This window comes from Chitinophagaceae bacterium (assembly GCA_016710165.1).
Classification (GTDB): domain Bacteria; phylum Bacteroidota; class Bacteroidia; order Chitinophagales; family Chitinophagaceae; genus Ferruginibacter.
On sequence record JADJLJ010000001.1, the window covers coordinates 2169018 to 2195387 of the forward strand.

The 26370-nt window shown below is 45.9% G+C and carries 29 protein-coding genes and 1 pseudogene; 14 read left to right on the forward strand and 16 right to left on the reverse strand.

The window, feature by feature from the left end:
• Window positions 1–36: 36 nt before the first annotated feature.
• Window positions 37–1254: a DegT/DnrJ/EryC1/StrS family aminotransferase gene (locus IPJ02_09470; protein MBK7375767.1), complete on the forward strand. Its 1218-nt coding sequence runs from the start codon at window positions 37–39 to the stop codon at window positions 1252–1254.
• A gap of 5 nt (window positions 1255–1259) precedes the next feature.
• Here IPJ02_09470 and IPJ02_09475 read toward each other — a convergent pair whose 3' ends face one another.
• A complete protein-coding gene (locus tag IPJ02_09475) occupies window positions 1260–1622 on the reverse strand; it encodes a hypothetical protein (GenBank protein MBK7375768.1) in 363 nt (120 codons plus the stop codon).
• 134 nt (window positions 1623–1756) lie between these two features.
• Here IPJ02_09475 and rpoN point away from each other — a divergent pair, with 134 nt between their 5' ends.
• Both rpoN and IPJ02_09485 read left to right on the forward strand, forming a co-directional pair.
• A complete protein-coding gene (rpoN, locus tag IPJ02_09480; GenBank protein MBK7375769.1) occupies window positions 1757–3244 on the forward strand; it encodes an RNA polymerase factor sigma-54 in 1488 nt (495 codons plus the stop codon).
• Complete coding sequence (locus IPJ02_09485) at window positions 3241–3918, forward strand: hypothetical protein (protein MBK7375770.1); 678 nt, start codon at window positions 3241–3243, stop codon at window positions 3916–3918. The genes rpoN and IPJ02_09485 overlap by 4 nt, the downstream gene beginning before the upstream one ends.
• An 89-nt stretch (window positions 3919–4007) precedes the next feature.
• Here the strand turns inward: IPJ02_09485 and IPJ02_09490 are convergent, their stop codons facing one another.
• Window positions 4008–4745, reverse strand: coding sequence for a murein L,D-transpeptidase catalytic domain family protein (locus IPJ02_09490; GenBank protein MBK7375771.1), 738 nt, complete (start codon window positions 4743–4745; stop codon window positions 4008–4010).
• A 220-nt stretch (window positions 4746–4965) separates the two neighbouring features.
• Here IPJ02_09490 and IPJ02_09495 point away from each other — a divergent pair, with 220 nt between their 5' ends.
• The 11 genes and pseudogenes from IPJ02_09495 (at window position 4966) to IPJ02_09545 (ending at window position 15144) form a co-directional block, all read left to right on the forward strand.
• Window positions 4966–5457 carry a hypothetical protein gene (locus tag IPJ02_09495; protein ID MBK7375772.1) on the forward strand — a complete coding sequence of 164 codons (492 nt, stop codon included), beginning with the start codon at window positions 4966–4968 and terminating at the stop codon, window positions 5455–5457.
• Between the two features lie 11 nt (window positions 5458–5468).
• A pseudogene (locus tag IPJ02_09500) lies at window positions 5469–6369 on the forward strand (hypothetical protein).
• A 12-nt stretch (window positions 6370–6381) separates the two neighbouring features.
• Complete coding sequence (locus IPJ02_09505) at window positions 6382–7530, forward strand: beta-ketoacyl-ACP synthase III (protein MBK7375773.1); 1149 nt, start codon at window positions 6382–6384, stop codon at window positions 7528–7530.
• A gap of 76 nt (window positions 7531–7606) precedes the next feature.
• Window positions 7607–8011, forward strand: a complete 405-nt coding sequence (locus IPJ02_09510; protein ID MBK7375774.1) for a hypothetical protein — start codon at window positions 7607–7609, stop codon at window positions 8009–8011.
• A complete protein-coding gene (locus tag IPJ02_09515) occupies window positions 8004–9020 on the forward strand; it encodes a BtrH N-terminal domain-containing protein (GenBank protein ID MBK7375775.1) in 1017 nt (338 codons plus the stop codon). The genes IPJ02_09510 and IPJ02_09515 overlap by 8 nt, the downstream gene beginning before the upstream one ends.
• A complete protein-coding gene (locus IPJ02_09520) occupies window positions 9017–9766 on the forward strand; it encodes an ABC transporter ATP-binding protein (GenBank protein MBK7375776.1) in 750 nt (249 codons plus the stop codon). Before IPJ02_09515 ends, IPJ02_09520 begins: the two co-directional genes overlap by 4 nt.
• A complete protein-coding gene (locus IPJ02_09525) occupies window positions 9766–11046 on the forward strand; it encodes an ABC transporter permease (GenBank protein ID MBK7375777.1) in 1281 nt (426 codons plus the stop codon). Before IPJ02_09520 ends, IPJ02_09525 begins: the two co-directional genes overlap by 1 nt.
• Window positions 11047–11056: 10 nt before the next feature.
• Window positions 11057–11320, forward strand: coding sequence for an acyl carrier protein (locus IPJ02_09530; GenBank protein ID MBK7375778.1), 264 nt, complete (start codon window positions 11057–11059; stop codon window positions 11318–11320).
• A 13-nt stretch (window positions 11321–11333) separates the two neighbouring features.
• Window positions 11334–12524, forward strand: a complete 1191-nt coding sequence (locus tag IPJ02_09535; GenBank protein ID MBK7375779.1) for a beta-ketoacyl-[acyl-carrier-protein] synthase family protein — start codon at window positions 11334–11336, stop codon at window positions 12522–12524.
• Between the two features lie 5 nt (window positions 12525–12529).
• Window positions 12530–13573, forward strand: a complete 1044-nt coding sequence (locus IPJ02_09540) for a beta-ketoacyl synthase chain length factor (protein MBK7375780.1) — start codon at window positions 12530–12532, stop codon at window positions 13571–13573.
• Between the two features lie 143 nt (window positions 13574–13716).
• Window positions 13717–15144, forward strand: a complete 1428-nt coding sequence (locus tag IPJ02_09545) for a cation:proton antiporter (protein MBK7375781.1) — start codon at window positions 13717–13719, stop codon at window positions 15142–15144.
• 556 nt (window positions 15145–15700) lie between these two features.
• Here IPJ02_09545 and IPJ02_09550 read toward each other — a convergent pair.
• The 14 genes from IPJ02_09550 to IPJ02_09615 all read right to left on the reverse strand — a co-directional run bounded on the left by IPJ02_09550 (window position 15701) and on the right by IPJ02_09615 (window position 26366).
• Window positions 15701–16060, reverse strand: a complete 360-nt coding sequence (locus IPJ02_09550) for a 3-hydroxyacyl-ACP dehydratase (protein MBK7375782.1) — start codon at window positions 16058–16060, stop codon at window positions 15701–15703.
• On the reverse strand, window positions 16060–16554 hold the full coding sequence (locus IPJ02_09555) for a hypothetical protein (GenBank protein MBK7375783.1): 495 nt from the start codon (window positions 16552–16554) through the stop codon (window positions 16060–16062). Before IPJ02_09555 ends, IPJ02_09550 begins: the two co-directional genes overlap by 1 nt.
• Before the next feature lie 100 nt (window positions 16555–16654).
• Window positions 16655–17290, reverse strand: coding sequence for an outer membrane lipoprotein carrier protein LolA (locus tag IPJ02_09560; protein MBK7375784.1), 636 nt, complete (start codon window positions 17288–17290; stop codon window positions 16655–16657).
• Window positions 17283–18059, reverse strand: a complete 777-nt coding sequence (locus tag IPJ02_09565) for a polysaccharide deacetylase family protein (protein MBK7375785.1) — start codon at window positions 18057–18059, stop codon at window positions 17283–17285. Before IPJ02_09565 ends, IPJ02_09560 begins: the two co-directional genes overlap by 8 nt.
• Window positions 18053–19105, reverse strand: coding sequence for a beta-ketoacyl synthase chain length factor (locus IPJ02_09570; GenBank protein ID MBK7375786.1), 1053 nt, complete (start codon window positions 19103–19105; stop codon window positions 18053–18055). The genes IPJ02_09565 and IPJ02_09570 overlap by 7 nt, the downstream gene beginning before the upstream one ends.
• 124 nt (window positions 19106–19229) lie before the next feature.
• Window positions 19230–20432: a beta-ketoacyl-[acyl-carrier-protein] synthase family protein gene (locus IPJ02_09575; protein MBK7375787.1), complete on the reverse strand. Its 1203-nt coding sequence runs from the start codon at window positions 20430–20432 to the stop codon at window positions 19230–19232.
• Between the two features lie 3 nt (window positions 20433–20435).
• The gene (locus IPJ02_09580; GenBank protein ID MBK7375788.1) at window positions 20436–20699 is read right to left on the reverse strand and encodes an acyl carrier protein; all 264 of its coding nucleotides are present in this window, start codon (window positions 20697–20699) and stop codon (window positions 20436–20438) included.
• Complete coding sequence (locus IPJ02_09585; protein ID MBK7375789.1) at window positions 20692–21318, reverse strand: hypothetical protein; 627 nt, start codon at window positions 21316–21318, stop codon at window positions 20692–20694. The genes IPJ02_09580 and IPJ02_09585 overlap by 8 nt, the downstream gene beginning before the upstream one ends.
• Before the next feature lie 23 nt (window positions 21319–21341).
• A complete protein-coding gene (locus tag IPJ02_09590; GenBank protein ID MBK7375790.1) occupies window positions 21342–22595 on the reverse strand; it encodes a tryptophan 7-halogenase in 1254 nt (417 codons plus the stop codon).
• Window positions 22592–23677, reverse strand: a complete 1086-nt coding sequence (locus IPJ02_09595; protein ID MBK7375791.1) for a methyltransferase domain-containing protein — start codon at window positions 23675–23677, stop codon at window positions 22592–22594. The genes IPJ02_09590 and IPJ02_09595 overlap by 4 nt, the downstream gene beginning before the upstream one ends.
• 14 nt (window positions 23678–23691) lie before the next feature.
• The gene (locus tag IPJ02_09600; GenBank protein ID MBK7375792.1) at window positions 23692–24837 is read right to left on the reverse strand and encodes a beta-ketoacyl synthase; all 1146 of its coding nucleotides are present in this window, start codon (window positions 24835–24837) and stop codon (window positions 23692–23694) included.
• Between the two features lie 9 nt (window positions 24838–24846).
• Window positions 24847–25266, reverse strand: coding sequence for an acyl-CoA thioesterase (locus IPJ02_09605; protein MBK7375793.1), 420 nt, complete (start codon window positions 25264–25266; stop codon window positions 24847–24849).
• Between the two features lie 18 nt (window positions 25267–25284).
• Complete coding sequence (locus IPJ02_09610) at window positions 25285–25938, reverse strand: hypothetical protein (protein MBK7375794.1); 654 nt, start codon at window positions 25936–25938, stop codon at window positions 25285–25287.
• Window positions 25935–26366: a 3-hydroxyacyl-ACP dehydratase gene (locus IPJ02_09615; GenBank protein ID MBK7375795.1), complete on the reverse strand. Its 432-nt coding sequence runs from the start codon at window positions 26364–26366 to the stop codon at window positions 25935–25937. Before IPJ02_09615 ends, IPJ02_09610 begins: the two co-directional genes overlap by 4 nt.
• Between the last annotated feature and the right edge of the window lie 4 nt (window positions 26367–26370).

Genomic DNA, 26370 nt, shown 5'->3' on the forward strand with positions numbered 1-26370 from the left:
TCTTAATGGATCATTTTTAATTCTTAATTATATTTTATGCCCGGTTACGAAACATGGAGCGACGCAGAACGCAAAGAAGTAAATGACGTGCTGGAAACAGGCATCCTCATGCGTTATGGTTTTGATGGCCCCCGCAAAGGAATATGGAAGGCCAAAGAGCTGGAAGAAGCCATTTGCCAGACCTTTGGCTGCAAACATGCACAACTGGTAAGCAGCGGAACCGCCGCACTGACAACCGCCATGAGTGCATTGGGCATTGGGTATGGCGACGAAGTGATATTGCCCTCGTTTACATTTGTGGCCAGTTTTGAAGCGGTGTTAAGTGTGGGTGCTGTTCCTGTTTTTGCAGATGTGGATGACTGTTTAACGCTTAACCCGGATGCGGTGCGTAATGCCATTACATCAAAGACAAAATGCGTAATGCCCGTGCACATGTGCGGCAGCATGGCGGATATGGATGCATTACAATCGATCTGCAGGGAGCATAAGCTGCTCTTGCTGGAAGATGCCTGCCAGAGCATTGGTGGCTCCTATAAAGGAAAAAAGCTGGGTACCATCGGCGATGCCGGCACCTTTAGTTTTGATTTCGTAAAAACCATCACCTGTGCCGAAGGGGGTGTGGTAATGACCAACCGGGAAGATGTTTATATCCACAGCGATGGGTACACCGATCATGGCCACGACCACAAAGGCGTTGACCGTGGCGCAGACCTTCATCCTTTCATCGGCTATAATTTCCGCATCAGTGAATTGCATGCTGCTGTAGGCCTGGCACAGATAAAGAAGCTGGATGATTTCCTGGCCACCCAGAAAAAAAATCATGCCGCATTAAAAGATATGCTTTCAACGGTACCGGAAATTTCATTCCGCCGGATACCGGATCCAGCCGGCGACAGCTGCACTTTCTTAAGCTGGTTCCTTCCAACCGAAGAAATAACAAGGGCGGTGGTGGCTGAAATGAAGGCACAGAATATTTTAGCCGGTAATTTTTACTGGTACGATAACAACTGGCATTATATCCGCAAATGGGATCACCTCAAAAATTCTGTTACACTAAACACCCTGCATCCTGAGCTTAAAGCAGCTGTCATGCATCATGCCAGCAAAGATTTCAGCGCCAGCGATGCCGTCATGGGCCGCTGTGTTTCTACTGCCATCGGTCTGTTATGGACAGAAGAGCAATTGAAAACAAAAGGCGAACAAATGGTGAATGTGATCAGGAAAGTATTAAGCCAGCAAAAGACCTTTGCCTAACCATATTAAAACGGGTTTACGGCATTGGGCTTCTGCTCCAGGTAATCGTTGTATTGTAAAGAACCCAGCCTGAACCGAAACGGGATCTTCGTTACTTTTTCAAACTGCAATTCCTTTTTGCAGAAGAATCCAACGTTCTGCACATAAAAATCCGCCGCGATCACCCTGCAGAAGGCCGGGCTTAAACCAGCAGCTGCCGGGGAATAATTTATGAACACCTGTTCCTTATTTTCTTTGATCCTGAAATAATCCTTTACAATCTCTTTTTTCTTGCCTTTTTGAGGGTCAACAAGGGCATGGTCCCTCCCCCTAAATGATGATTTATCAGCGAATTGCTGGCAAAAACTGCCCTTTGCCACAAAAATCATGCAGAAAATCAAAATTTTAGCTTTTTTATACATTTTGCAACACGGTAACTCTGTAAATTTACGTTGTTATTGAAACCATAGATCGTCTATTTTTCTAATTACCGTAAAATTATTACCCTAAGAAGAACAAGCATATGGCCTTAAGTCAGGGACTATACCAGAAACAATTACAGAAACTATCCCCCCAGCAGATCCAACTGATGAAATTGCTGCAGGTTCCCACGGCATTACTGGAAGAAAGGATAAAGGAAGAAATGGAAGAAAACCCGGCTTTGGAAGAGGCGGAAGAAGGGCACGAGGATGAATATGATGAAACAAATGATGAGTTCAAAGACAAGGAAACCGAAGATGCCGAACTGGATGGCAGCGAGGATGAATATGATAATATAGACATTACTGAATACGTGAATGATGGCGATGATGAAGTGGGTGATTATAAACTGAAAGATGACAACTACCCCGAAATTGATGAAAGCCGGGTAATTCCCATCAAAGTAGAAAGAGGATTCAATGAGTTGATGCTTGAACAGCTGGGGATGCTCTCTTTAACGGAACAGCAGCAGCGGATCGCCGAGCAGATCATCGGTAACCTGGATGATGATGGTTACCTGAGGAGGGAATTTTCTGCGATCGTTGATGACCTTGCTTTCAGGCAGAATATCGAAACCTCGGAAGAAGAAATTGCCGGGCTGGTCTTACAGATACAGCAATTTGACCCTCCGGGAATTGCCGCCCGGAACCTGCAGGAATGTTTGTTGCTGCAACTGGAAAGAAAAGCCGGCCAGGGTAAGCACATTGAAGTGGCCATGAAAGTACTGGAAAAGTACTTTGATGAGTTCATTAAGAAGCATTACGAAAAAATTCAGCGTGGACTTGGCTTAACAGATGAACAGCTCAGGGAGGTCATTAACCAGATAATCAAACTGAATCCAAAGCCCGCCGGCTCGGTTGGGGAAACCAATAAGGGCGAGACCTACGTGGTGCCCGATTTCTTTATTTACAACAATGCAGGCAAACTGGAGCTCACGCTTAACAGTAAAAATGCCCCGGACCTGCGGATCAGTGAAGGATACCGGGACATGCTGAAAGACTATGACCGCGGCAGTAAAAAAGACAAGCGGCAGAAAGAAGCAGTCATGTTCATCAAACAAAAGATCGATGCTGCCAAATGGTTCATTGATGCCATCAAACAACGGCAGAATACCCTGCTCAATACCATGGAAGCCATCATGAATTACCAGCGTGAATTTTTCATTTCCGGGGATGAGACAGACCTGCGGCCAATGATCCTGAAATACATCGCGGAAGCCACCGGCCTGGATATTTCTACGGTAAGCCGCGTGGCAAACAGTAAATTCGTGCAAACGGAATTCGGAACCTACCGGCTTAAATTTTTCTTCAGCGAAAGCCTGCAAACAGACAGCGGGGAAGAAGTAAGCACCCGGGAGGTTAAAAAAATACTAAGCGATATCATTGAAGCAGAAAGCAAAAAACACCCGCACAGTGATGAAAAACTGACCGAGATGCTGCAGGAAAAAGGTTATAATATTGCACGGCGGACCGTTGCCAAATACAGGGAACAGCTGAATATTTCCGTTGCCCGTTTAAGAAAAGAATTATGACAGCACCATTGCCACATACGCAGCCTGCCATGCCCGGGCAGGAACACAATATCATGCTCCGGGTATTTGCACAGTTCTTTTCGGTGCTGTTTCATCCCCTGTTCATTCCAACCTACGTGGTGGCTTTCTTACTAAATTTCCATCCTTCTTATTTTTCCGGTTTTAACAACAGCGCTAAGATGATGTTGCTGCTGACCACTGCATTAAACACTGCTTTTTTCCCGGCATTTTCTGTTTTTATAATGAAAGGCCTGGGCTTTATCAAGTCTGTTTTTCTGCACTCGCAACAGGACAGGATCGGCCCTTACCTGGCCAGCATGATCTTCTATTTCTGGGCTGCAAGGGTTTTCTTTAAGTTCGAGCCACAGCTTTCTCCTGTGCTGCCGGCTTTCATGACGGGGGTCTTTCTTACAACCGTTGCGGCGCTCATCATAAACATCTTCTATAAGATAAGCATGCATGCCATCGGCTGCGGCGGTCTGCTGGGTATTTTCCTGATCATCATGAACAGTAACAGCATGCTGATGACCTGGCCCTTATCACTGGCCTTGCTGGTAACTGGTATTGTCTGTACCTCCCGTTTCATTGTAAGCAATCACACGCCTAAAGAGATCTATGCGGGTTTGCTTGTTGGCCTGCTCTGCCAGCTGATCGCTGCTTTCGTGATCCTATAAAAAGAAGAAGCCCCGCTGAAAGCAGAGCCTCTTGTCTCCTGTCGTGCCTAACAATAAAAACATCTAAAACTGTAGAGGAAATATAGTTCTTACGTGTTAAGTATTTTTGATCGGGTTATATAGTTTTTTGACGGATAGTATAAAAACATACAGCTCCCTCCTTTGATCACATCAATGATCTTTTTAGTCAATCCCACCGGTACGGCCGGGCACCCATAACTCCTGCCCAGGTAACCATTCCGGCGGATGAAATTCTCATGCACATAACCGGCACCATGCATTACGATGGCCCTTTTAAAAGCATTATCATTGATCCCGGCCTCGCATCCTTTTAATTTCAACGAATATCCATTTCCACCTTTATACGTATCCAGTGTGATAAAAAACCCAAGGCTGCTCTTATGTGATTGCCCGCTATTGGAAAAATCGGTGGCATAATCCAATCCTGAATTGCGGCCATGTGCCACCAGGGAGTTGAACAGGATATTCCCGGTGATCATATCCAGTACAAACAGTCTTTTCTGAGACGAAGGTTTGCTGTAATCAATAATGGTGAGCAGGTTATCTTTTTTGAGAAGGCTCCTGGATTGAAGTACTTCATATCCCCTGGCCGCTTTTTCAAAAGCATCCCGTGACAGGCCGGCAGCTTCCAGGTTCCAGGTTTCAAACAATTCCCCGGCGCTGGTCATTGGACCCGTTCCTGCTGAAACAGCAGCGATGCCGGTTCCGTATGTTGCCGTACTTTTCTTTGTAACGTCTGACGAAGTGCTGTTGGCAAGCAACAACAACATGGGCAGCAATGCAAGCGCATAACGGATTAATCTCATGCTTGTGGTTTTCAATCAGGATCCGGCGGTTAATTGGATCGTTGGTATAAATCGTTTTGAACCCGCCTTTTATTGTCTGCAGGATTAAAACGGTACAGATATTTTTTATTGCCATGTTCTGAAAAGTAAAAATACGTGGGGCCTGTACTTAAGGGGTGCGGAAGGCATCGTTTTATTACTTTAATTACCCAATGCTTTATCTTTGCGCTTTACCGGAAATATGAAGAATATCAAATCTTTTTTTTACCTGTTTTTTTTATTGGCGGCAACCCAGGCAAATGCAAACATTCAAAAAACGGGTTTTGACAGATCTGCTTTTTACAATGCCATGGCATCTGATGATATTGAGGTGGTGAATACACAATTAACCATCATCAAAGCGTCTTCGGGAAATGACAAAGACGCCTTTGAAGGCGCTTTGCTGATGAAAAAAGCCGGGCTTGTTGCCAAAACAAAGGATAAGATCAGCCTCTTTAAATCGGGCCGCCAGAAACTGGAAGCTTTTATTAAAAAAGACAACGACAATACGGAATACTGTTTTCTACGGCTCATCATACAGGAACATGCCCCCAAGGCGGTTGACTATAAAAGCAATATTGCTCACGACAGCAAGCTCATCCGCTCCAATTATAAGAATTTACCGCCGGTTGTTCAGCAGGCCATCCTGGATTACAGCAAAAAATCAAAGGCTTTAAAAGGGCTCGTACCTTAATTTTGCAATGCATGGCTAAAAAGATCCTTGTTATTTATTATACACAGTCGGGGCAGTTGAAAGACATCACCGATTCTTTGACAGCCCCGCTTCTTGAAGCAGGCAATTCCGTAGAGAAGGTCCGAATCAACGTGGCCAATGAATATCCTTTCCCCTGGACCGGCAAAGCCTTCTTTGCCGTAATGCCTGATTGTGTTTTGGAAGTGCCTGCAGCACTGAAGGACTTTGAATTAAAAGAGAACAAATACGACCTGGTCATTCTCGGGTACCAGGCCTGGTTCCTTTCTCCATCTATTCCGGTCAATTCGATATTGCTTCACCCGAAAGTGAAAGCGGTAATAAAAGACACGCCCGTAATTGCCATAACCGGTGCCCGGAATATGTGGATCAGCGCCATGGAAAGGATAAAAGCAATACTGAAGAGTTCAGGTGCCAGGCTGGTGGGCCATATTGCGCTGGTTGACAAGCACCACAACTTCATCAGTTTTATCACTATTTTTTACTGGATGTTCAAAGGCAAAAAAGGCCGCTGGCTAAATCTTTTCCCGAAGCCCGGTGTTGCAGATGAAGATATTGCCGGCACTGCTACCTATGGTGCAACCATTCAAAAATACCTTGCCCGGGAAAACTGGGATGGCTTGCAGGACGAATTGCTTCATCAAAAAGCAGTGGTAGTAAAATATAATCTAATGTTTATCGAATCAAAGGCCAAAGCGCATCTTTGGCATATGGGCAAACATCATTGCCAAAAAGAAAAAAAAGACAGCGTGGCTTGTTGCATTCAAATATTATCTTTTAATTGCATTGTTTATAGCTGCCCCGGTAATTTTAACTGTTGATGCTATCTTCTTCAAGCCTTTCTTATCGGGACGCATCCATAAACAAAAACAAAAATATTCAGGTATCACTTAACCCTAACTGCCAATGTCTTTTAACGAGGTTTACATAACCAATACTTCTTCCTTTTTCCCAAACGGCCCGGTATCCAATGATGAGATGGAGGATTACCTGGGTTATATAAACGGTCAGCCTTCCAAATCAAAGCGTATTGTTTTGCGGAACAACGGCATCACCAACCGGTATTATGCGTTAACCAAGGACAGGAAAGTGACGCATACCAATGCCCAGATAACAGCCGAGGCTGTAAAGGCTGTTTTAGGAAATGACGAAAATAAATTCAAAGCCATTGACCTGATCTCCTGCGGTACATCCACCCCCGACCAGGTGATGCCTTCGCACGGGGTAATGGTACACGGCCTGCTTCCCCAAACCAATGCCATTGAAGTGGTATCCCCGGCAGGGGTTTGCTGTGCCGGTATGCATGCATTAAAATATGCCTACATGGCTATTAAGACCGGGGATGCCGGTTTAGCTGTGGCAACAGGTTCCGAGCGGTTCTCCACCTTGCTTATCGCAGATGTGTTTGAGGACGAGGCGAAAAAATTAAAAGAACTGGAAGAGAACCCATACATCGGTTTCGAAAAAGAGTTCCTGCGCTGGATGTTATCGGACGGGGCTGCTGCTTTTTTAATGACCAACAAGAAGAACGAAAATGGGCTGAGCCTGCGGGTGGAATGGCTGGAAGGGTTTTCGTATGCCAATACCATGGAAGCCTGCATGTACAGCGCCAGTGAGAAAATGAAAGACGGTTCATTGAAGAGTTATATGGAATTCACCCACGATGAAATAAACAACAAATCCATCTTAAGTATCAAGCAGGACGTAAAACTGCTCAGTGAAAATATTGTTCCGCTGGGTGGCGAAGGCCTGAAAGCAGCGCTGGATAAACACGGGGTAAAATCATCGGAAGTGGATTATTTTCTGCCACACATGTCCAGTAATTTTTTCAAGGACAAAATATTTCAACGCCTGATCGAGAACGGAACCGGTATTCCATACGACAAATGGTTTGTCAACCTCAGTACGGTTGGCAATGTGGGTGCTGCTTCGGTTTACCTGATGGTGGATGAGTTATACCACAGCGGTAAACTGAAAAAAGGCGACAAGATCCTGCTGCTTGTTCCGGAAAGCGCCCGTTTTTCATATATGTACAGCCTTCTTACCGTTTGCTAAGCATCCCGTTTAAAAAGGAATATTTAGGTTATTGTAGTAATTTCATCTTTCATACCAACATTCATTTTGTGGCAATATGAAAAAAGAAGAAATACCCCAGGATGATGGCGCCCTCAACAAACTGACGAAAGAGGTGGTTTATGCCATTGACAGCTCAGGAAAATACAGCACCGAATTAAGTACCGGCTGGGAAGTAAAGGCCAAAGCCCTGGATGTGGCATGGGAGGATATTGAAAAACGCATAGAAGATGCCCGGCAGAAAGTGTTACGGAATGAAGCCAGCCCCATTTTATATTTCATGGAGCTCCGGCTGATGGACACCGGCATCGTTTCTGCCTATACCGGCTTCTGGAAATGGACGATAAAAAGACACCTCAAAACCGCTGCTTTTCATAAACTCCCGGAAGAGAAATTAAAAAAATATGCTGAAGCATTTAATGTAAGTGTGGAAGAACTAAAAACCATGAATGTGCATGAATAATGAATTCAAACATTTGCAGGCAGCTCATTGTGAGAACGGGGTTACTACAAATTTATTAAGGTCGGCCGGGGCAGAACAACTTACAGAACCGCTTTCCTTTGGCATCGGGTCTGGTTTGTTCTATGTACAGCTTCCCTTTCTTAAAATAAACAACGGCCCGGCAATTGCCTTCCGAACCATGCCCGGCCTCATCTTTAAGCGAACCTGCAATGCACTCAGCATACCGGTATTCCGTAAAAAGTTCACTTCCCAGGAATCGGGCAAACGGTACCTGGACGAATGCCTGGCAAACGGGCAGGCGGTTGGTTGCCAGGTGGGTGTTTATTACCTCACTTACTTCCCGAAGGAATACCGCTTCCATTTCAATGCACATAATATGATCGTGTTTGGAAAAGAAGAGGACAAGTACCTCATCAGCGACCCGGTGATGGAAACCGTTACCTCGCTTACTGATTACGAACTGCAACGGGTACGTTTTGCAAAAGGTGCCTTTGCACCCAGGGGGCAGATCTATTACCCCAAAGAAAAAAAGACCGTAACCGATGAGCAAATGAAGAAAGCCATCGTGAAAGGCATCAAAAGAAATGTGAACCACATGATACGCATACCCGGCAATATTGCGGGTGTAAAAGGCATTGCAACCACCGGAAGAAAAATCAAGAAGTGGCGTGATAAGCTGGGACAGCAGACGGCCGGCTTGCACCTGGCCCAACTGGTACGGATGCAGGAAGAGATCGGTACCGGCGGGGGTGGTTTCCGGTACATCTATGCTGCGTTCCTGCAGGAAGCACATGCGTATCACCCGATCGATGAACTGCAGGACATCTCAAAAATATTCACAGAAGCCGGCGATAAGTGGCGCAACGCTGCCATCCAGGCTTCGGGCATATATAAAGGCCGTATCGGCAGCCAGGCCGATTTTGATGTGATGGGAGATTACCTGGTTGAGATCTCAGAAATAGAAAAAAAAGCTTTCCGGGCATTGTCTAAAATAAAATGGAATTCATGAACAATGCGGCGGTAAGCATACAGGATCTGGGTTTTACCTACCCCCGGCAAGCAACGCCCTGCTTCAGTCATTTGAATTTACACGTGCAGGAAGGGGAACGCTTTGGCCTGTTTGGCCCGAACGGCGCCGGCAAGACCACCCTCATGAACTGCATGACCGGTCTGCTCAATTACCAGCAGGGGAGTATTAAGTTACTTGGCCACGAGATCGCCCATCACAAAAAATCTGTCAACCGCCTTTTCGGATTTGTACCGCAGGACTTTTCCTTTTACCAGGAACTGAGCCCGGTTGAGAACCTTGCGTTTTTCGGCGCCTGGTCGGGACTGCAAAAAATGGAAATAAAGAATAAAACAACCGAGTTGCTGGAAGTGCTTGGCCTTACCGATGTACGCAACAAAAAAGTACAGGAATTTTCCGGCGGCATGAAGCGTCGTGTGAATCTTGCCATTGGCGTAATTCATACCCCACGTATTTTATTTTTAGATGAGCCCACGGTGGGTGTGGATGTACACACCCGTCATGCCATCATCAACTATCTTAAAAAGATAAACGGGAACGGAACAACACTGATCTATACATCGCACCAGCTGAGCGAAGCGGAAGAGCTCTGCAATAAAGTGGCGCTGATCGATAACGGAAAGATCATTGCCCATGATACATTGGGGCAACTGATGCTGGAACATAAAGAGGACGGACTGGAAGGGTTATTCATCAATTTAACCGGTAAATCATACAGGGACCTGTAATGTTCAAACTCTGGTCAACCATATTAAAAGACATACGGATCTTAACCCGTGATAAACTGGGCCTGATCTTCATGTTTGTAATGCCCATTGTGCTGGCCATTGTGATCACAGCGGTGCAGAACAGTACGTTTGAAATGCTGAACACCAACACGGTACCCATGCTGGTATGCAACCGGGATACCGGCGAGGCAGGCAGGCAACTGGAGACTGCCATACGTAAAGTGGGCATGTTCGACCTGAAACAGGTGACGGTCAATACAAGCGATAAAGAGATCTCGGACCGGATGCATGCCAAAGATGCGGTGGTAGCCATCATCATCCCGGCCGACTTTACCAGGAAGATAAAACAAAAATCAGACGAGACGGCCGTTAAAGCGCTGAAGAATTTCGGCATGCAAACCGACAGTGTTAAAACAGGCAGCAGCCATGTTCAGCCCATCACCATGCTTTACCACCCTGTGTTGCAGGATGCTTTCCGCCGTTCCATACAGGGCGCTTTGCAAAGTGCCTTACAGGTGGTGCAGAATAAAGAAGTTTTGAAAAGCCTGTATTTCAACCTGAATGAAAAAACAATGCCCGATTCGCTGGAGAAAGAAATAATGGGTACCCCCGTTTCCATCAACGAGATCCCTGTTTCAAGGGATGGCAGCCGCAATATTCCCAATGCCTCGCAGCATAATGTGCCGGCATGGACGGTATTCGCCATGTTCTTCATCGTCATTTCACTGGGCGGCAGCGTGGTAAGGGAAAAACTGAACGGAAGTTTTGTCCGCTTAAAAACACTTCCAACCAGTTACCTGGTTGCCCTGCTGTCGAAACAACTCACCTATTTATTTGTAACCTTTGTCCAGGCGGCTGTGGTCTTTTCCATTGGCACCTGGCTTTTCCCTTCGATGGGATTACCAAAATTAAATTTACCCGATGATGTGACCGGCGTGGTGCTGGTAACACTGGTATGCGGATGGTGTGCGGTAAGCTATGCCATCATGATCGGGGTGCTGGCAAAAACACAGGAACAGTCAAACGGCATCGGCGCCGTATCCATTGTGCTGATGGCAGCCCTGGGCGGCTTATTGGTTCCCAGTTTTGCCATGCCCGGCTCCTTCCAGTTCGTGATGAAACTTTCGCCCCTGCACTGGTGCCTGGAAGCGTACTATGGGTTATTCCTGGAAGGAGGTAAACTCCGTGACGTAATTCTAAATATTATACCTTTATTGGGCATTACGTTTACCATACAGTTAATAACCCTGTACAGCCTGAAAAGAAAAAATCTTGTTTGAATAAAATATTATGGAAACAGCAGAACTAAAGCTACAGTTAAAGAAGCAGATCATCGAATTCCTGAACCTGCTGACGGTTAAACCCGAAGATATAAAAGACGATGAGCCGCTTTTTGGCGAAGGGCTTGGTCTTGATTCCATTGATTCCATTGAACTGATCGTTCTGCTGAACCGGGAATACGGCATCGATATCAAAGACCCGAAAGAAGGCCGCAAGATACTGGTGGACATTAATACCATGGTTGCTTATATAGAGCAGCACCGCACGAAATAATAAATCAATTTCTTTGAGCAGGATATTCATAACCGGGATGGGAGTGGTGAGTGCTATAGGCAATTCTGTGGCGGATAACCATCTTGCCCTGAAAGAAGGAAGATGCGGCATCCGGAATGAACTGGATCTCTTCCCTACCAGGTATGCAGACCTCCTGCCCTTTGGCCAGGTTGGTATAAGCACCAACGAACTCCTGGAAAAATTCAATGTGAAGGAACCCGGTGTCACCCGTACCACATTGCTGGCATTGCAGGCCATGAATGAATGCGTGGAAGACGGCCACCTTTCTTCCGCTGCCCTAAGCGCTGCCGGTACCGCTTTGGTGGGCGCAAGTACAGTGGGAGGCATGTGTTTGACCGATGAGTTGTATGCCGATGCCAATGAGAACCACAAAGGTTCGCCGTATACCTCTTCGTATGGCTGTGCATCCGTTTGCATGTATTTACAGCATCATTTTAAAATGAATGGCGTTATCAACACCATCAACACGGCCTGTTCTTCCTCTGCCAATGCCATCATGTATGGCGCCATGCTGATAAAGAACGGGTTTGCAAAACGGGCCATTGTTGGCGGAACAGACAGCCTGGCAAAATTCACCATCAATGGTTTTCATGCGCTGCATATCTTATCGTCTGAAAGATGCACCCCCTTTGATGAGCACCGCAAGGGACTGAACTTAGGGGAAGGGGCAGCCTTTTTATTACTGGAGAAGGAAGAAGACATAGCCGGCAAAAAAGTTTATGCAGAACTCTCCGGTTATTGCAATGCCAACGATGCATTTCATCCATCCTCACTTTCCGATAAGGGAGACGGGCCCTTCAACTCAATGCAGGGTGCTTTAATTTCTGCAGGGCTGGGTGCTGCAGAAATTGATTTCATCAATGCGCACGGAACCGGTACAGAAAACAATGATGAAGTGGAAAGCAGGGCTATGATCCGTTTATTCAAAAACCCTCCTGCTTTTGCATCCACTAAGGGAAATACGGGCCATACCCTTGGCGCTGCCGGCGCCATTGAAGCGGTGTACAGCATTTTAAACCTGCTGCACCAGGAAGTTTATCCCAACCTGCATTTCACTTCCCCGATACCGTCAACAGGTTTAACCCCGGTACAATCGTATAAAAAAATACCGGTGAGCCATATCATGAGCAACTCGTTTGGTTTTGGGGGCAATTGTTCATCTCTTATTTTCTCAAAATACTGAGCGCTATGTTATATTTCCACCAGTCCTATTGCATATCGCCGCAACAAACCTTTCAGCAAACCGATATTGAGACGCTGAAGGGACCGGTTGAGAAAAAACTGATGGCCCTTGAGCCTGGCTACGAAGGAATACCCCCCGGCATCCTCCGCAGGATGGGCAAGGCAATACGAATGGGTGTAGGCGCCGGAATGCCGATCATTAAAAGCGCCGGCCCGCTGAATGGTATCATCATCGGCACGGCCAACGGGGGAATGGAAGACTGCATAAAATTCCTGAACCAGATCGTACAATATAATGAAGGGGTGCTTGCTCCCGGCAATTTTGTACAAAGCACCACCAATGCCATTGCGGCCCAATTGGGCTTGCTGAGCGGCAACAGATCCTATAACATAACGCATGTGCACCTCGGTCACTCTTTTGAGAATGCGCTGATGGATGCATCCATGCAACTAAAGGAAAACCCCGAAGGAAATTATTTACTGGGCGGGGTGGATGAGATCTCCACCTTTCATTATAATATTGAGAAACTGGCCGGGGCTTTTAAAGAAGAAGATATTTCAAACAAACAATTATATTCCGTTGACAGCCCGGGCTGCATTGCAGGGGAAGCCGGCGCCATGTTCCTGGTAAATAATAAGAAAGAAGGCGCTGTGGCAAAACTGCAGGCCATCTATATTTTACACAGCAGCGACGCGGATATCGTAAAAGACCGGTTGCAGCAGTTTATTGCTGCCCATTTGCAGCCAGGGAAAACCATCGACCTGTTCCTTTCCGGGGAGGATGGGGATAACCGCATCATCCATTTTTACAAAGCCTGCGAAAGCCTCATGGACAAAGATGTCACCATCGCCCGTTTCAAGCACCTCTGTGGCGATTTTCCTACCGCATCAGCATTTGGATCCTGGCTGGCCTGTGAACTTTTCAGATCCCAAACACTTCCCGGCCACATGCTAAAGAGGGGTGAGCAGGATAAACCATTCAGGAATATCCTGCTGTACAATAATTTTAAAGGCTTGCAGCACAGTTTTATGCTGTTAAGCAAAAATTGACAGCATTAAAAAACAATCTGTAATTTCCGTTCAGGATCTTTTCAAAATAATTTGAACCACATAGAACACATAGGTGTATGTGTTTTTCTATGTTCCCTATGTGCCTATGTGGTTCAGGCAAAATAAAAGCCGGCTAACTGCTTATGAAGAAAAAGTGGAGTACGCTGTTTTATGTTATAACCCTGGCGGGGTCGGCCGCTGCCATTTACTGGATCGTAAAGCAGGGCAGGGCATTGCAAAATCCACTTCTTACCGCAAAGGAATTACGGGCGGAAGGAGAATCCGCTGCCCGGGGCAGTTTCCAGGAATTCACTGGTTCCTTCTCTACCCATATCACCGAGCCCATGGCAGTTCTGTTGATGCAGATTATCGTTATTATTTTTTTTGCCAGAATCTTTGGATATCTTTTTAAAAAGATCAACCAGCCTGCTGTTATCGGTGAAATATTTGCCGGGATCATTTTAGGGCCATCCATCCTGGGGATGTATTTTCCGGAAATAACCCAGTTCCTCTTCCCTGCCCCTTCATTGGGCACCCTTAATTTTCTCAGCCAGATCGGCCTCATCCTTTTCATGTTCATCATCGGCATGGAGCTTGACCTGAGATCCGTCGGCAAACAGGCTTATGATGCGGTTGTCATAAGCCATGCAGGCATTATCATCCCTTTTACTCTTGGAATGGGTCTTGCATATTTTATTTATAAAGATTATGCTCCTGCCACAACCTCTTTTTTATCGTTCGCTTTATTTATGGGTATCGCAATGGGCATTACAGCATTCCCCGTTCTTGCAAGAATCTTACAGGAAAAAAAACTCATCCGCACAAAGCTTGGTGTAACTGCTTTAACCTGTGCTGCTGCAGATGACATTACGGCCTGGTGTGTTTTGGCAGCCGTGATCGCTTTGGTAAAATCCGGTTCATCCTTCAGTGTTTTTTACACTATTGGCCTGGCAATTATTTATGTGTTTACCATGCTCAAAGTAGTTCGCCCCGCCCTGCTTCGGTTAGAATATTTATATAATCATCGTGAAAAGATAAGGAACACAATTATTGCCATTTTATTCATGATGCTGATTTGTTCAGCTTATATTGCTTCCGTTATCGGAATTAATACCTTGTTTGGTGCATTCATTGCCGGTATCATCATGCCACCCAGTTTAAGTTTCCGGGAAATCATAGCCGACAAGATTGAAGACGTAAGCATCATATTATTACTCCCACTTTTTTTCGTAATTACGGGCTTAAAAACACAGATGGGCTTGTTAAATGAAGGGTATTTGTGGGTGGTATTCGGGTGGATGTTACTGGTGGCAATTATTGGAAAATTCGGCGGCATCACAATTGCAGCAAGAATAGTCGGACAAAGCTGGCGTAATAGTTTATCCATTGGTGTACTGATGAACACCCGGGGCCTCATGCAACTGATCGTGCTGAATATTGGCTACGATCTCGGTATTCTTTCACCGGAAATATTTGCGATGATGGTGCTGATGGCGCTGGTCACTACTTTCATGACCGGGCCTGCGATGGACATGATACATTGGCTGATACCGGGGGAGGATGATAAATAAGACAGAATGGTATTACAGGAATTACATACTAAATTTAAAGTGCCGGAAATAGCTTGCATTTGAACGCCCCGGCGTGGTCTTTGACCAGCCGGAACCAGTAAGCCATCCTAATTACCTGAATAGTGCGTCAATATCCCAAAATTATCTTTAGTAGTATAACTTTATCCTTGCAGCTATTATCGGCCAGCAGATATTTCCACTCATAAATAGCAGCAGTGAAATACTGGGGCCGGTATTCAGAGTAGGATTGCATCATACCCCAGATCTAAAAAATTTCAGTCAAAATTTGTTGTTTTTCGTGGCTGGTCATAGACCATGCCACGGCGTTCACGAGTTTAAAAGCTGGCTTACAGATAGTAGGGAACACCCTGCCCGTGAAAACTAATTTCCCAGCAACATCTGCTGGAAAGGGGCGTTGCGTATTAATCAACGATACCCCCAACGTTATAAATTGTAATGACTCTCCATAATACGCAACGTCCTCAGCTTTCTCACAAAGCCGGGAAGAACGCACAACAACGGCATATGGAGGATGAACAGTCAATCTATTAATTTATTAAAAACACCCCCTTAAACTTAAAATGCACCAACACATCCTTAAAAGCGATGCCGTGCCCTTTACAGTCCCGTCTTCTTCCCGTGTGTATTTGATATGTGCGCTGATGCTGTTGTTTTTTGTGGGGTCTATCACCGCCAGGAATTTCATTTCAGCAGCAGTGGAAAGCATGGTCTCTTTTTCAAGCACCTGCTCCAATACTTCCTTTACCATCTGCATCATGCACACACCCGGCACCACCGGCTGGCCGGGAAAATGCCCATCAAATATCCGGTGTCCCGCATGGATGACCAGTTCTGCTTTTACCTCCGCATCGGAAGTTTCTATTGTATTGATGGTAAAGAAATCATTGAGCAGCATTATCTTTCTATTCGTTTTAAGCCAATATTGAATTCAAATGTTTTATGTGAAATACCGATCGTATCGGGGATGCCGTTGTGGTAATTCTTCATCACCGCCTCCACGATCACTTTTTTATTGGATGCCCTTTCCAAGCGCAGCAGTTCAGTCCCGCTGTCATTGGTAACATAATAGTGGTATCCCTTCTCCTGCGGAAAGACAAAATATAACTGCCCATCCCGGCTGCGTACCGATGCACCGGAATGATCCAACCGGTTCATCAGCACCAGTTCAAAGTCGTGCCGGAGTGTTTTTATCACCGCCTTCCGGTTCATCTTTTTGATGATGGAATACACTTTAAAATTTCCATCTGCACTGAACTCAAAATCAAAGAAGCTTAGGCCCATCTCACTGCTGAATACCATCCGGGTACTGCTGTCGGGCATCTTTTTTACCAGCAGCAGGCCGCTCAGGTGGTTGCCGCTCACATCTACGGTTGTGCTGTATAACGTCACGCCAAATGCGGGTTTGAATTTTTGTAGCCCTTGCACATCGGCATTGGCAGACTGCATTTGCTTATGCAACGGCGAACAACCCAACAGCACAGCCAGGCAGCTACTTAATATCAAACAAGGTATCCGGGATGGAAGCATTCAGTTCTTTATTGGTAAAACGCATGATGGTATTGTCGCCGGAAATCTCCTGCATCTCGATGCTGGTAACCGAAAAATCCTTTTTGTCAACGATCACATTTATTGACTTGAATAATTCTTTCAGCCCCCTGGTCACCGGTACCAGCTCCACCAGGACCGCATTCCTGTTTTCAAATACCCGGGTCTTAAAATCGCTGTTGCTGAGCATCGTTCCCTGCATGCAGTCGATCATGATCCTGTTGATCTGCTGAAAGAGTTTGTTCGACTTCGCCGATATCTTATTTTCCTTCTGCCCGTCCTTTACATACACTTTGTCTTTATTCAATACCATCAGGTACTGGAAGGGTTGTGTATATTCCATCCGCACCCGGCTCTCTTTCTTGAACCAGAACTTTCCCCTGGAAGTGATCTTTTCAGAAAGCATGCTGAGGTTCTTGTCCTGCACAAAATCGCTTTTAACAGAACTGGTCTTTTGGGTGGCTGCTGAAAAATCGGCTTTGAATTTGGCTATATCAGCAACGGGAGAATAGCCGGCATATTGAGCCTGGGTAGAAAAAGCGGTTACTATCAAAAACGTTATCAGAATTATCTTACGCATATGCATTCAAATGTAGCAATTTATCCAGCGGAACAATTTCGTATCCTCTTTTTTTAACTTCCTGTATGAATCCGGGCAGTACCTCCAGCGTGGTTTTGCTTGTATCGTGAAAAAGAAATACAGCGCCGGGCTCAATGGCCCTGTTGATCTTATCAAGCAGTTTCGCAGGGTCCCTGGTCACCGTATCCATTGACCTTACACTCCATCCAACCGGTGTATAACCTCCTTCCAGGATGGCTTTTTTCACATTCGGGTTCGTTACCCCGTATGGAGGCCTGAAAAGTTTTGGCCTCAACCCGGTGACCCTCTCCACTTCTTTATCCATCTGCTGCAGGTCGGCGATCATTTTTTTGGATGAATACATGTCAAACCATAAATGATGGGAATAACTGTGGTTGCCGATGGTATGTCCTTCGTTTTTTACCTGCAACAGGATCTTTTCATTACCGGCAATGCGCTGACCAATGCAAAAAAAAGTTGCTTTCACGTTTTCCGGTCTCAATGCCTCTAAAATTGCAGGAGTGTGATCGATCGCAGGGCCATCGTCGAAGCTGATGGCGATCTGTTTTTTATCCGTACCTGCTTTGCAAACTATCTTTATAAAGAACCCGGAGCCTATGTAATAACATCCATAAAAAACGACCAGGGACCAGGTAACAAACAAAAGCAGGTAAACATAAAGGGGCAGTCCCCCGTATTTTGCATGTACCCCGATCAAAGCACAAAGCACTGCAATAAAAAAGATATTCGTATTCCGGAAGTTTAGCATGCCGCCAGCAAAGATAAAGAATGATGAGTGCCCATGTAGCTGTTGCAGATCAAAATGCGCTTGATCCTTTGCCCGGATCTTTGTTCAAGCAGGGCAGGGATCGAACCCGACCGGAGGATATGGGCGGCCAGCCAGAAGGCAAAGGCAGATGCGGTAGGATATTCGCCGCAAAGGTGTTTATAGTTAAGCTGTTGTTTGTTCCTGAAAATGGATTGTGCCGTTTGCTCATAGAGCTTATCATTGGCTGCATCCCCGTTCCTGCCGGTGATGACCAGGTCAATATCGTTCATGCTGACCGAATGTTTTTGCAGGAAGGCGTTAACCTGGTCTGTAATTTCATTTTCACCCGCCGGTTTATAAAAAGTATGCAGGGCTTCCAGTTTTGCATAATCCGTGGCAGAAGGTTCTGCTGCCAGCAAGAAGAATGAAGCGCCTTCGCCGGCAATGGTTCCTTTCGATCCTGATCCATATATATCAAGATTTGAAACAGCGCCCTGTTTATACAACCCAAAACGGCTCAGGATGGTATGGCTGGTATCTATGATCTCATCAATGGCGCCAACCAGCACATGGGATGCGTCTTTTTCCTTCAGCAGCATCATGCCGTCGAGCAAGGCGCTTTCAAACGAAAAAGCCCGGTGTACAAAGGCATTGTTATAATTATTGCATTGCAGCATCAGGCCTATCTGTGCGCCAATGGTGTTATGAGTAGATTGTATGAATGCGGTGGGTGTAAGCAGTTCTTCATTGAACTCAACCATTTTCCGCAAAAATGAATTGGTGTCTTCCAGGCAACCATAAGCCGTGCCGGTAACGATCGCATCGGGTACTTTAACATCCGCTTCCTGCAAACACTCCATGGCTGCGGCCACACCCATGCGGATGATCCGGCTCATGCGCCTGATCAGTTTCGGGTCAATGAATTCTTTGTAATCCGGTTCAATACAGCTAAGGCGGTTACTGGTATACGCAACAGGAGCATCGGCCAATGGCCAATGACCAAAGGTCCGTTGCGGTGATATATTTCCTGTTGCCCGTATGTACATAATTCTTAACCCTCTTTACTGTCATCCTGAGTTTATCGAAGACGGTTCAGGATACCGGCTTCATTACACTGCTCCGACAAGCTCAGCATGACATACGTTTTATTTAAAGACTACAATTATTATTTCAACCCATCTTTGAAAAGATCAAAGATGAACAGTTGCCCCCAAAGCCGAAAGAATTGGAAAGCACGTGTTTCAGTTTCACATTCCGCTCCACTTCTGTTACCGGAACAAACGGCAGGTCCTTCATGGGGGTTTCCAGTCGCAGGTTGGGATAAATGATCCCGTGCTGCAGGGCCAGCACTGAAAATACCGCTTCGATCCCGCCGCTGGCACCCAGGGTATGCCCGGTAAATGTTTTGGTTGAACTCATTTTTGGATAATGCGGTTCAAATAAACGTTTGATGGCTGTACCTTCGGCAATGTCGTTGTTCTGTGTGCCGGTGCCATGCAGGTTGATGTAATCAATATCGGAAGGCTGTAACCCGCTTTTCTTTAAGGCGCCGCTCATGGCAAGGTATGAACCCGTTCCTTCCGGGGACGATGCGGTTTGATGATATGCATCATTGGCATTGCAGTAACCACTTAATATTATTCCCGGTTCATTCTTTAATGATGCAGCAATTTTTTCCGAGACCAGTACCACATATCCTGCCCCTTCACCCAGGTTGAGCCCACGCCGGTGCTCATCAAAAGGCTGGCAGAATTTTTCATCCACGATCATCAGGGTATTAAATCCATTCAGGGTGAACCGGGTAAGGGAATCTGTTCCGCCTGCAACAGCCACATCCAGGATATTATTCCGGATGAGCCGGGCAGCAAAAAATATGGCGTTGGCAGAAGAAGAACAGGCCGTGCTGATGGTGGTAACATAATCTTTCAGGTCCAATGCATCGGCAACCAGTTCTGTAACGCTGCCGCATTCGTGGTTTACCACGTTGTGCAGCCTTCCTTTATGTTCACTGGTAATAAAATCAGAAAAGAAATTTTCGGTCTTATCCATTCCTCCTACCGAGTTCGCAGAAATGAACCCCTTCCGCAAGGATGACAGGTTTTCTATTCCTGCATTGGCAAGGGCTTCCGTGGCTGCAACCTTGCTTAATAAGGCCGTGCGGCTTTTTATGGAGGGCAGCCCTGCAATTGTTGCAAGTTCCTCATTGCTGAGCTTGACTTCGGCAACCGGCAGGCGCTGGCGGTGAACTGAATGAAGTACCTGCATTTCTCCCATCCCGGCCCGGCCATGTTCCAGTGCATCCAGGCAGGCGGCAGTATTATTGCCTATCGCCGAAATGATACCTGTGCCGGCAACAAAAACGGGTTCATTCATTTTTTATGAATTCTGGGCTTGGTGTGCAGTGATGTATTCGGCCATTGTCCGTACAGAATGGAATACTTTTGGGCCCTCGTCGGCATTGGATAATTTGATCTTATATTGCTGCTGTAGTAACACGATCAATTCAAGGGCATCAATAGAATCCAGGCCCAACCCTTCCACAAACAATGGCTGGTCATTACCGATATCCGCCGGTTTAACATCCTGCAGGTTCAACTGGGCAACGATCTGAGCTTTCAGATCCAACATTAACTTATCCATTTTCTAACTGGTATATTTTATTAAGATTTTCTTTTGTAAAAATAACAGAATCCCTGCTTTTCTCTTTCTCTACTAAAAATAAAGCTGCTTTGTATTCTTCCTCCAGCACTTCTACCCAACCACATATACAGCAGTGCAATATATCATTATTAACGAGGCCGTCCACATATTGTTCAATAAATCCGGCGTCAAACTGCTCAAAGATAAAGAAAGCATTCTCGCCTTTAAATTGATGCCGGATGCTGATCTCGCCAATGACGATATTTGGTAATGTATATACGAACAGGGCCGGGCTGGGAATGCTTTTCACCGTTTCATAATACCGGGCATCTGTATCCAGGCTTGAGCTTGCATTGGAAAGCACGATACCGATCTTCTCCGGCTTGTATCTTTCTTTTTCAAAGCCGCCCTGCAACAGCACTTCATTCGCCAGCCATCCCAGTTTACTCAGGTTGTCCATTTTATAGAATCGGGGGTACTGCAGCCCGAAATGCTGGTAAGCCGATACCAGGAAATCCGGCAAAGCTTTTATTCCCTCCTCAAACACCCGCTGCCTGTTCTTATAAACAACCTGTTTACTGATCATGCAACTGGCAGTGATATGGTTCTCTTTTTTCAATACCTGATGGTCTTTTACAAGTGTTAAGCGGCTCCCTGTGTTTTCATTGAATCCCTGAACGTGATGAGCTTAGCCAGTTTTTTCAATGCCGACTCATGTTCTTTCACGTACGGGTTTGATGTATCCCATACATAGCCGGCCAGTACAGAACAGATCATGTTCTTGATCCCGGCATCCTGTTCATCGGCAAAGAAGATGGTATCAAGCGTACCGTCGTACCAGGCCAGCACATAAGAACGGAATGTGTTCACGCCCTGCATCATGGGCTGTGTGTACCCGGCTTCCCAATCAACTGCTTCGCCGTTCAGTTTTTTAATTACAAGCTGTGCTGCCAGCTGGCTTGATACAGTTGCCAGGGTGACGCCGGAAGAAAAGACCGGGTCAAGAAATTCCGTTACATTACCGGTAAGCACAAAACCATCCCCATAAAAACTGCTGGTGGTGGTTGACCAGGATTCCAGCACCCGTGGTTCAAAATCGAATACTACGTCTTTCATCCTTTCAGCAAGGTATGGTTCCGATGCCAGCAGGGCTCTCAGTTGTTCCTCATTGCTGCCACTCACTTTTTTAAAGAATTCAGGTTCGCCCACGAACCCTACCGATGTTTTTCCGTTGGAAAAAGGGATCACCCAGATCCATATTCCCTTATTATGAACGATGATTGTGATCCGGTTGGGTTCATCATCCATCGTTCTTTTCACATCCACCACATGCGTAAATAATGTTTTACGGGGTGGCAGGTGTGAGGGCCTGTCCATATTGAACAGTTTGGGTATCACTCTTCCGTATCCGCTGCCATCCACGATAAACCGGGCTTCTACCTGTGATCTGTTCCCGGCAACGTCTTCCACGGTTGTTACCGAGTTGGAACCATCAAATTCAATGGCAGTTACCGTTGTTTCATAATGCACCGGTATGTTCATCTTTTCGCAGCTGTCTGCCAGTATTTTATCAAATTCACCCCGGGGTACCTGCCAGGTCCAGTTCCATCCGGGCGTATATTGATCTGCAAAAATATAATCGCATATCTTTCCTTCTTTAACGAACTTGGCGCCGAATTTTTCCTGGAAGCCGGCTTGCCTGACGGCGTCTAAAAATCCTGCCTCTTCCAATGCTTCCATGCACCGGGGCAACAAACTTTCCCCTATTACAAAACGGGGAAATTTCATTTTTTCAACGATCTTGACCGTAAAGCCTGCCTTTTTAATGATGGCAGCAGCTACGGTCCCGGATGGGCCGGCACCGATCACTAACACATCAACTTTTTCTGATTTCATGATCTTAGTTTTATTATTTTTTTTTTGCATTGCAGTAAGGTCTGGCTGAGGCCAATTCCGTCTGTTTGCTTTACGATCTCAAAACCCGCCTCGCTGATACATCTTATAAATATTTCGGCACTGTACATCTGGCTGTTGCCATTTGCCACCACCGTAAAGTACAGAGAAGTTTGCTGCAAACAGAATGCAGCCGTTTCAAATCGCTGCCTGTCCCAGAACGGTTCCAGGATGAAGACAGACCCGTTCTCATCAATTGCCTCATAACATCGCTTCAGGATGGAGACGATCTCCTTTTCTGAGAAACAGTCAAGGAACTGGCTCATCCAGATGGCATCATATCCCGCAGGAAGTTTCACTGTTTCGTCCAAAATATTTGCGGAAACAAATGAGATCCTTTCTGTCAGGCCAAGTTCTTCAATCTTTTTTCTGGCCATGTCCAGTTGGCCGGGGAGATCCATGATGGTAACTTGAACTTCCGGAGAATATTTCGCAGAAGCGATGGCCCATTTCCCGGTATTGCCGCCAATTTCCAGTATTCTTTTTACCCCGTCCCTGTATACCATCGGAAGCACTAAAGGAAAAGCATCGTCTGAAAAATAATGATCGAAATTGAACCAGCTTTTTTGCACCTGTGGCGGCAGCTGCGACAAAGCTTCATACACCGTATTCCAGTTACCAAATTCTTTTAAGCCTACCGGCCTGCCCGTTTCCACGCTTTCCTGCAGGTGAAAAAGTCCCTTATAATTCACATCATGTACAAAATCCATATTCACATTCGTCAATGCATCATGAAGGAAGAAATAACCGGTCTTCCCCAGAGTATATTTTCCTTCATTTAGCAGCACCAGGCCAAGGCTGAGCCCCGACTCCAGCAGTACCCTTACCCCATAAACCGAAAGGTTTACTTTTTCCGATACCTCCTCAACAGTCAGGCCTTTTTTCCCGGAATCTTCAATACACTTCAGTATGCCTTTATTTCGTAAGACCCGGGCAGCCTGGAATATTACCGGGCCAAAAGCTATCCATTGTGCCCGTTCCTGTGCTTCAAATGCCGATCGCTTGTCTTTTTTAAAAAAATTCATGTGTTAAAAAAGTTTTAATCTGAATAATCTTTACTGAATATCATGGCTGCATTACACCCGCCAAAACCAGAGGCTGTTTTCAGGCAGTTGTTCAGTGGTTTTTGTAAAAGCGTAGTGCAAACATTCACCGGCTGTGTTACTCCCATGGTCTCAAATCCAAGGGTGGGCACAACCATATTCTCTTTTAATGATTGTATGGCAATGACCGATTCAATAAGCCCGGCTGCACCCAGCGTGTGGCCGTAGTATCCCTTCAGGCTGTTTACCGGTACTGATTGCAGTCCCGCCAGTGTTAATGCCTTCGCTTCCATCTCGTCGTTATAAACCGTAGCGGTTCCATGTGCTGAGATAAAATCAATATCTGCCGATGACAAACCCGCTGCATGCATGGCGTTTGATATGGCAAGTTTTAATTCCTCCCCGGTACGGGAGGGGCCCGAGATATGGTTGGCATCATTGCTTACAGAGCCGCCGCTCACTTTTATTCCACAGGAATTATTTTTATGGGAACTTATTATCACGGTAGCTGCCCCTTCGCCAAGGTTTATCCCGTTTCTGGCAGCATCAAATGGTTTACAGGGCGAAGAACTGATGGCCTGGAATGACTGGAATCCTGAGAGTACGAACTTCGTTATAACATCCGCCCCTGCAATAACGGCATGTTCAAATTGCCCGGATCGTATAAGCCGCATACCCGTTAAAATAGCCAGCAGGCCTGAGATACAGGCGTTGGAAACGATCACAGGCTTGTTGATGAATCCAAAATATTCCGCCACAAGTTTTGCAGAAGTATTCAATGATATCCGGGTCTGTAATTCCCTGTTGTACGGTTCGGTTTCCAGCAAACTGATGTTTCCCTTGGTGGAAGAGATGATGAGAACCGTTTTTTCATCGGAAGCATTCACAGGGCTCTTTTCCAGTGCATCGCTGATGGAAGTGATGAGCAGGTTCTCAAACCGGGACAGACCGGCCTGCTGCCCGTTTTGCACAAAGTCCTGTCCTTTTTCAAACAACGCTGCATAAAAGGGCTGTTCAGACATGGCGGCATCATCCTGTTCCTTTACCCCGGAAATATTTTCGGTAAGCCGGGAAAAATTTTCGGCCGTTGTTAAACCAAGTGGTGATACAATATTATCTGAACCAATATAAATTGCTGTCATTATCCTGTTTTAATCCAGCCCGTGTTTCCTTTTCCATTCCTCAAAAAACGGGGGGTTAGACAATTGAAGTACCGAATCGTCCTTGCTTAAAAAAACCTGGACGGAAGAACCGGTTGCAACCAGGTCTCCTGTTGCAGCGTTAAACAGCCGGTACGTGAATTTCATTTTAGCGGCTTCGCAGGGCACATACCATGTTTCCACAATTACGCGGTCGCCATAGCGCAATGATTTTTTAAAATCACATTGTACATTCACCACCGGGATCACAAAGCCCTGCTGGTACACATCCAGGTATTTCAAACCATGGGTTTCGCCAAATGCTTCCCTGCCATCTTCAAAATAACGGATATAGTGGCCGTGCCATACAATGCCCAACGGATCTGCTTCATTAAACCGTACTAAGATCTCCCTTCTGCTGGTTAATTCCATATGTATTGTTTACGCCGGTCAGCTGTTGCTTTTATTCCGCCACTCTTTGTATTTTTTCTTGTCAATGTCATCAAGCAGTTCTTTGATGGTGGAAGCCCAGTAATTACGGAAACCAAAACCGCCCTTTGCTTCTGTTACCATCCGTTCTGTCATCAGCACTTTTTTCGATTTCATGTCAATGAATGTGACCCAGATAGCCGCATCCCCTTTTTTATCAACCTTGCGCATGGCTTCCATTACAAACAATACCCCAACACCATCTTTCCCGGAGATATCCAGTTGCTTAACAATGGCCGCAATGTCAGATTCTTTTAAGCGGCTGAAATCCGATGAGTTGGTGGAGATGATGTCGTTCAGGTTTGCTTTTTCACTGCTTTTGAGCGCCGCACTGATGTCATTCGGCATATTGCTTTTGCGGAAAACCCCCCTCAGGTCATATTTTTTGGGTTCATCGATCACCAGGTTGTTGATACTGCCGTAGAGCCGGCCACGTATATCGCTGGCATTGCCCACATCCAGCAGGCGGGCCTGGCTGAAATCAATACCCAGGTAAACCAGCGGTGATTCGCTGTTGTTAAATACATCTTTCAATGATTGTGCGGAAGAAGCTGCGCTGCCACCCAAAAAGATAAATACAGCAACAAGCCATTTGCTTTTTAGTAAACGTTTCATGATTGGGGATTTTTAATTTGATTAATAAATATTTTCATGGTACACTGCACGATAATATTTCCGTTGCAGGTTATTTTCCCGGATATTAATGTTACATCAAAAATCTGATTTTCTATGGTAATTTCAGTAATTAATTCATCGCCGGTTCCGGGCAATGCATGCACCTGCAGGTTGTTCACAGCGCCGATATAACCAACGGGCACCGGCCTGTTCTCCGTTTTAGAAACATAGCCTGAACGGGCGGCGGCTGTCTGTGCAATATTTTCCACCAGGCCGGGCTCTTTAAACTCACCATCCTGTACAAAAATATTATCTGCCCGTATGGTTAGCCGGGTGGTGGCCGTATTGTCAGCACAGGCCAACAGCTCATCCACCATCACAAAGGGTGGTTTTTGAGGGATCAGTTCCAGTATGTTCTCCGTTGCCATTATG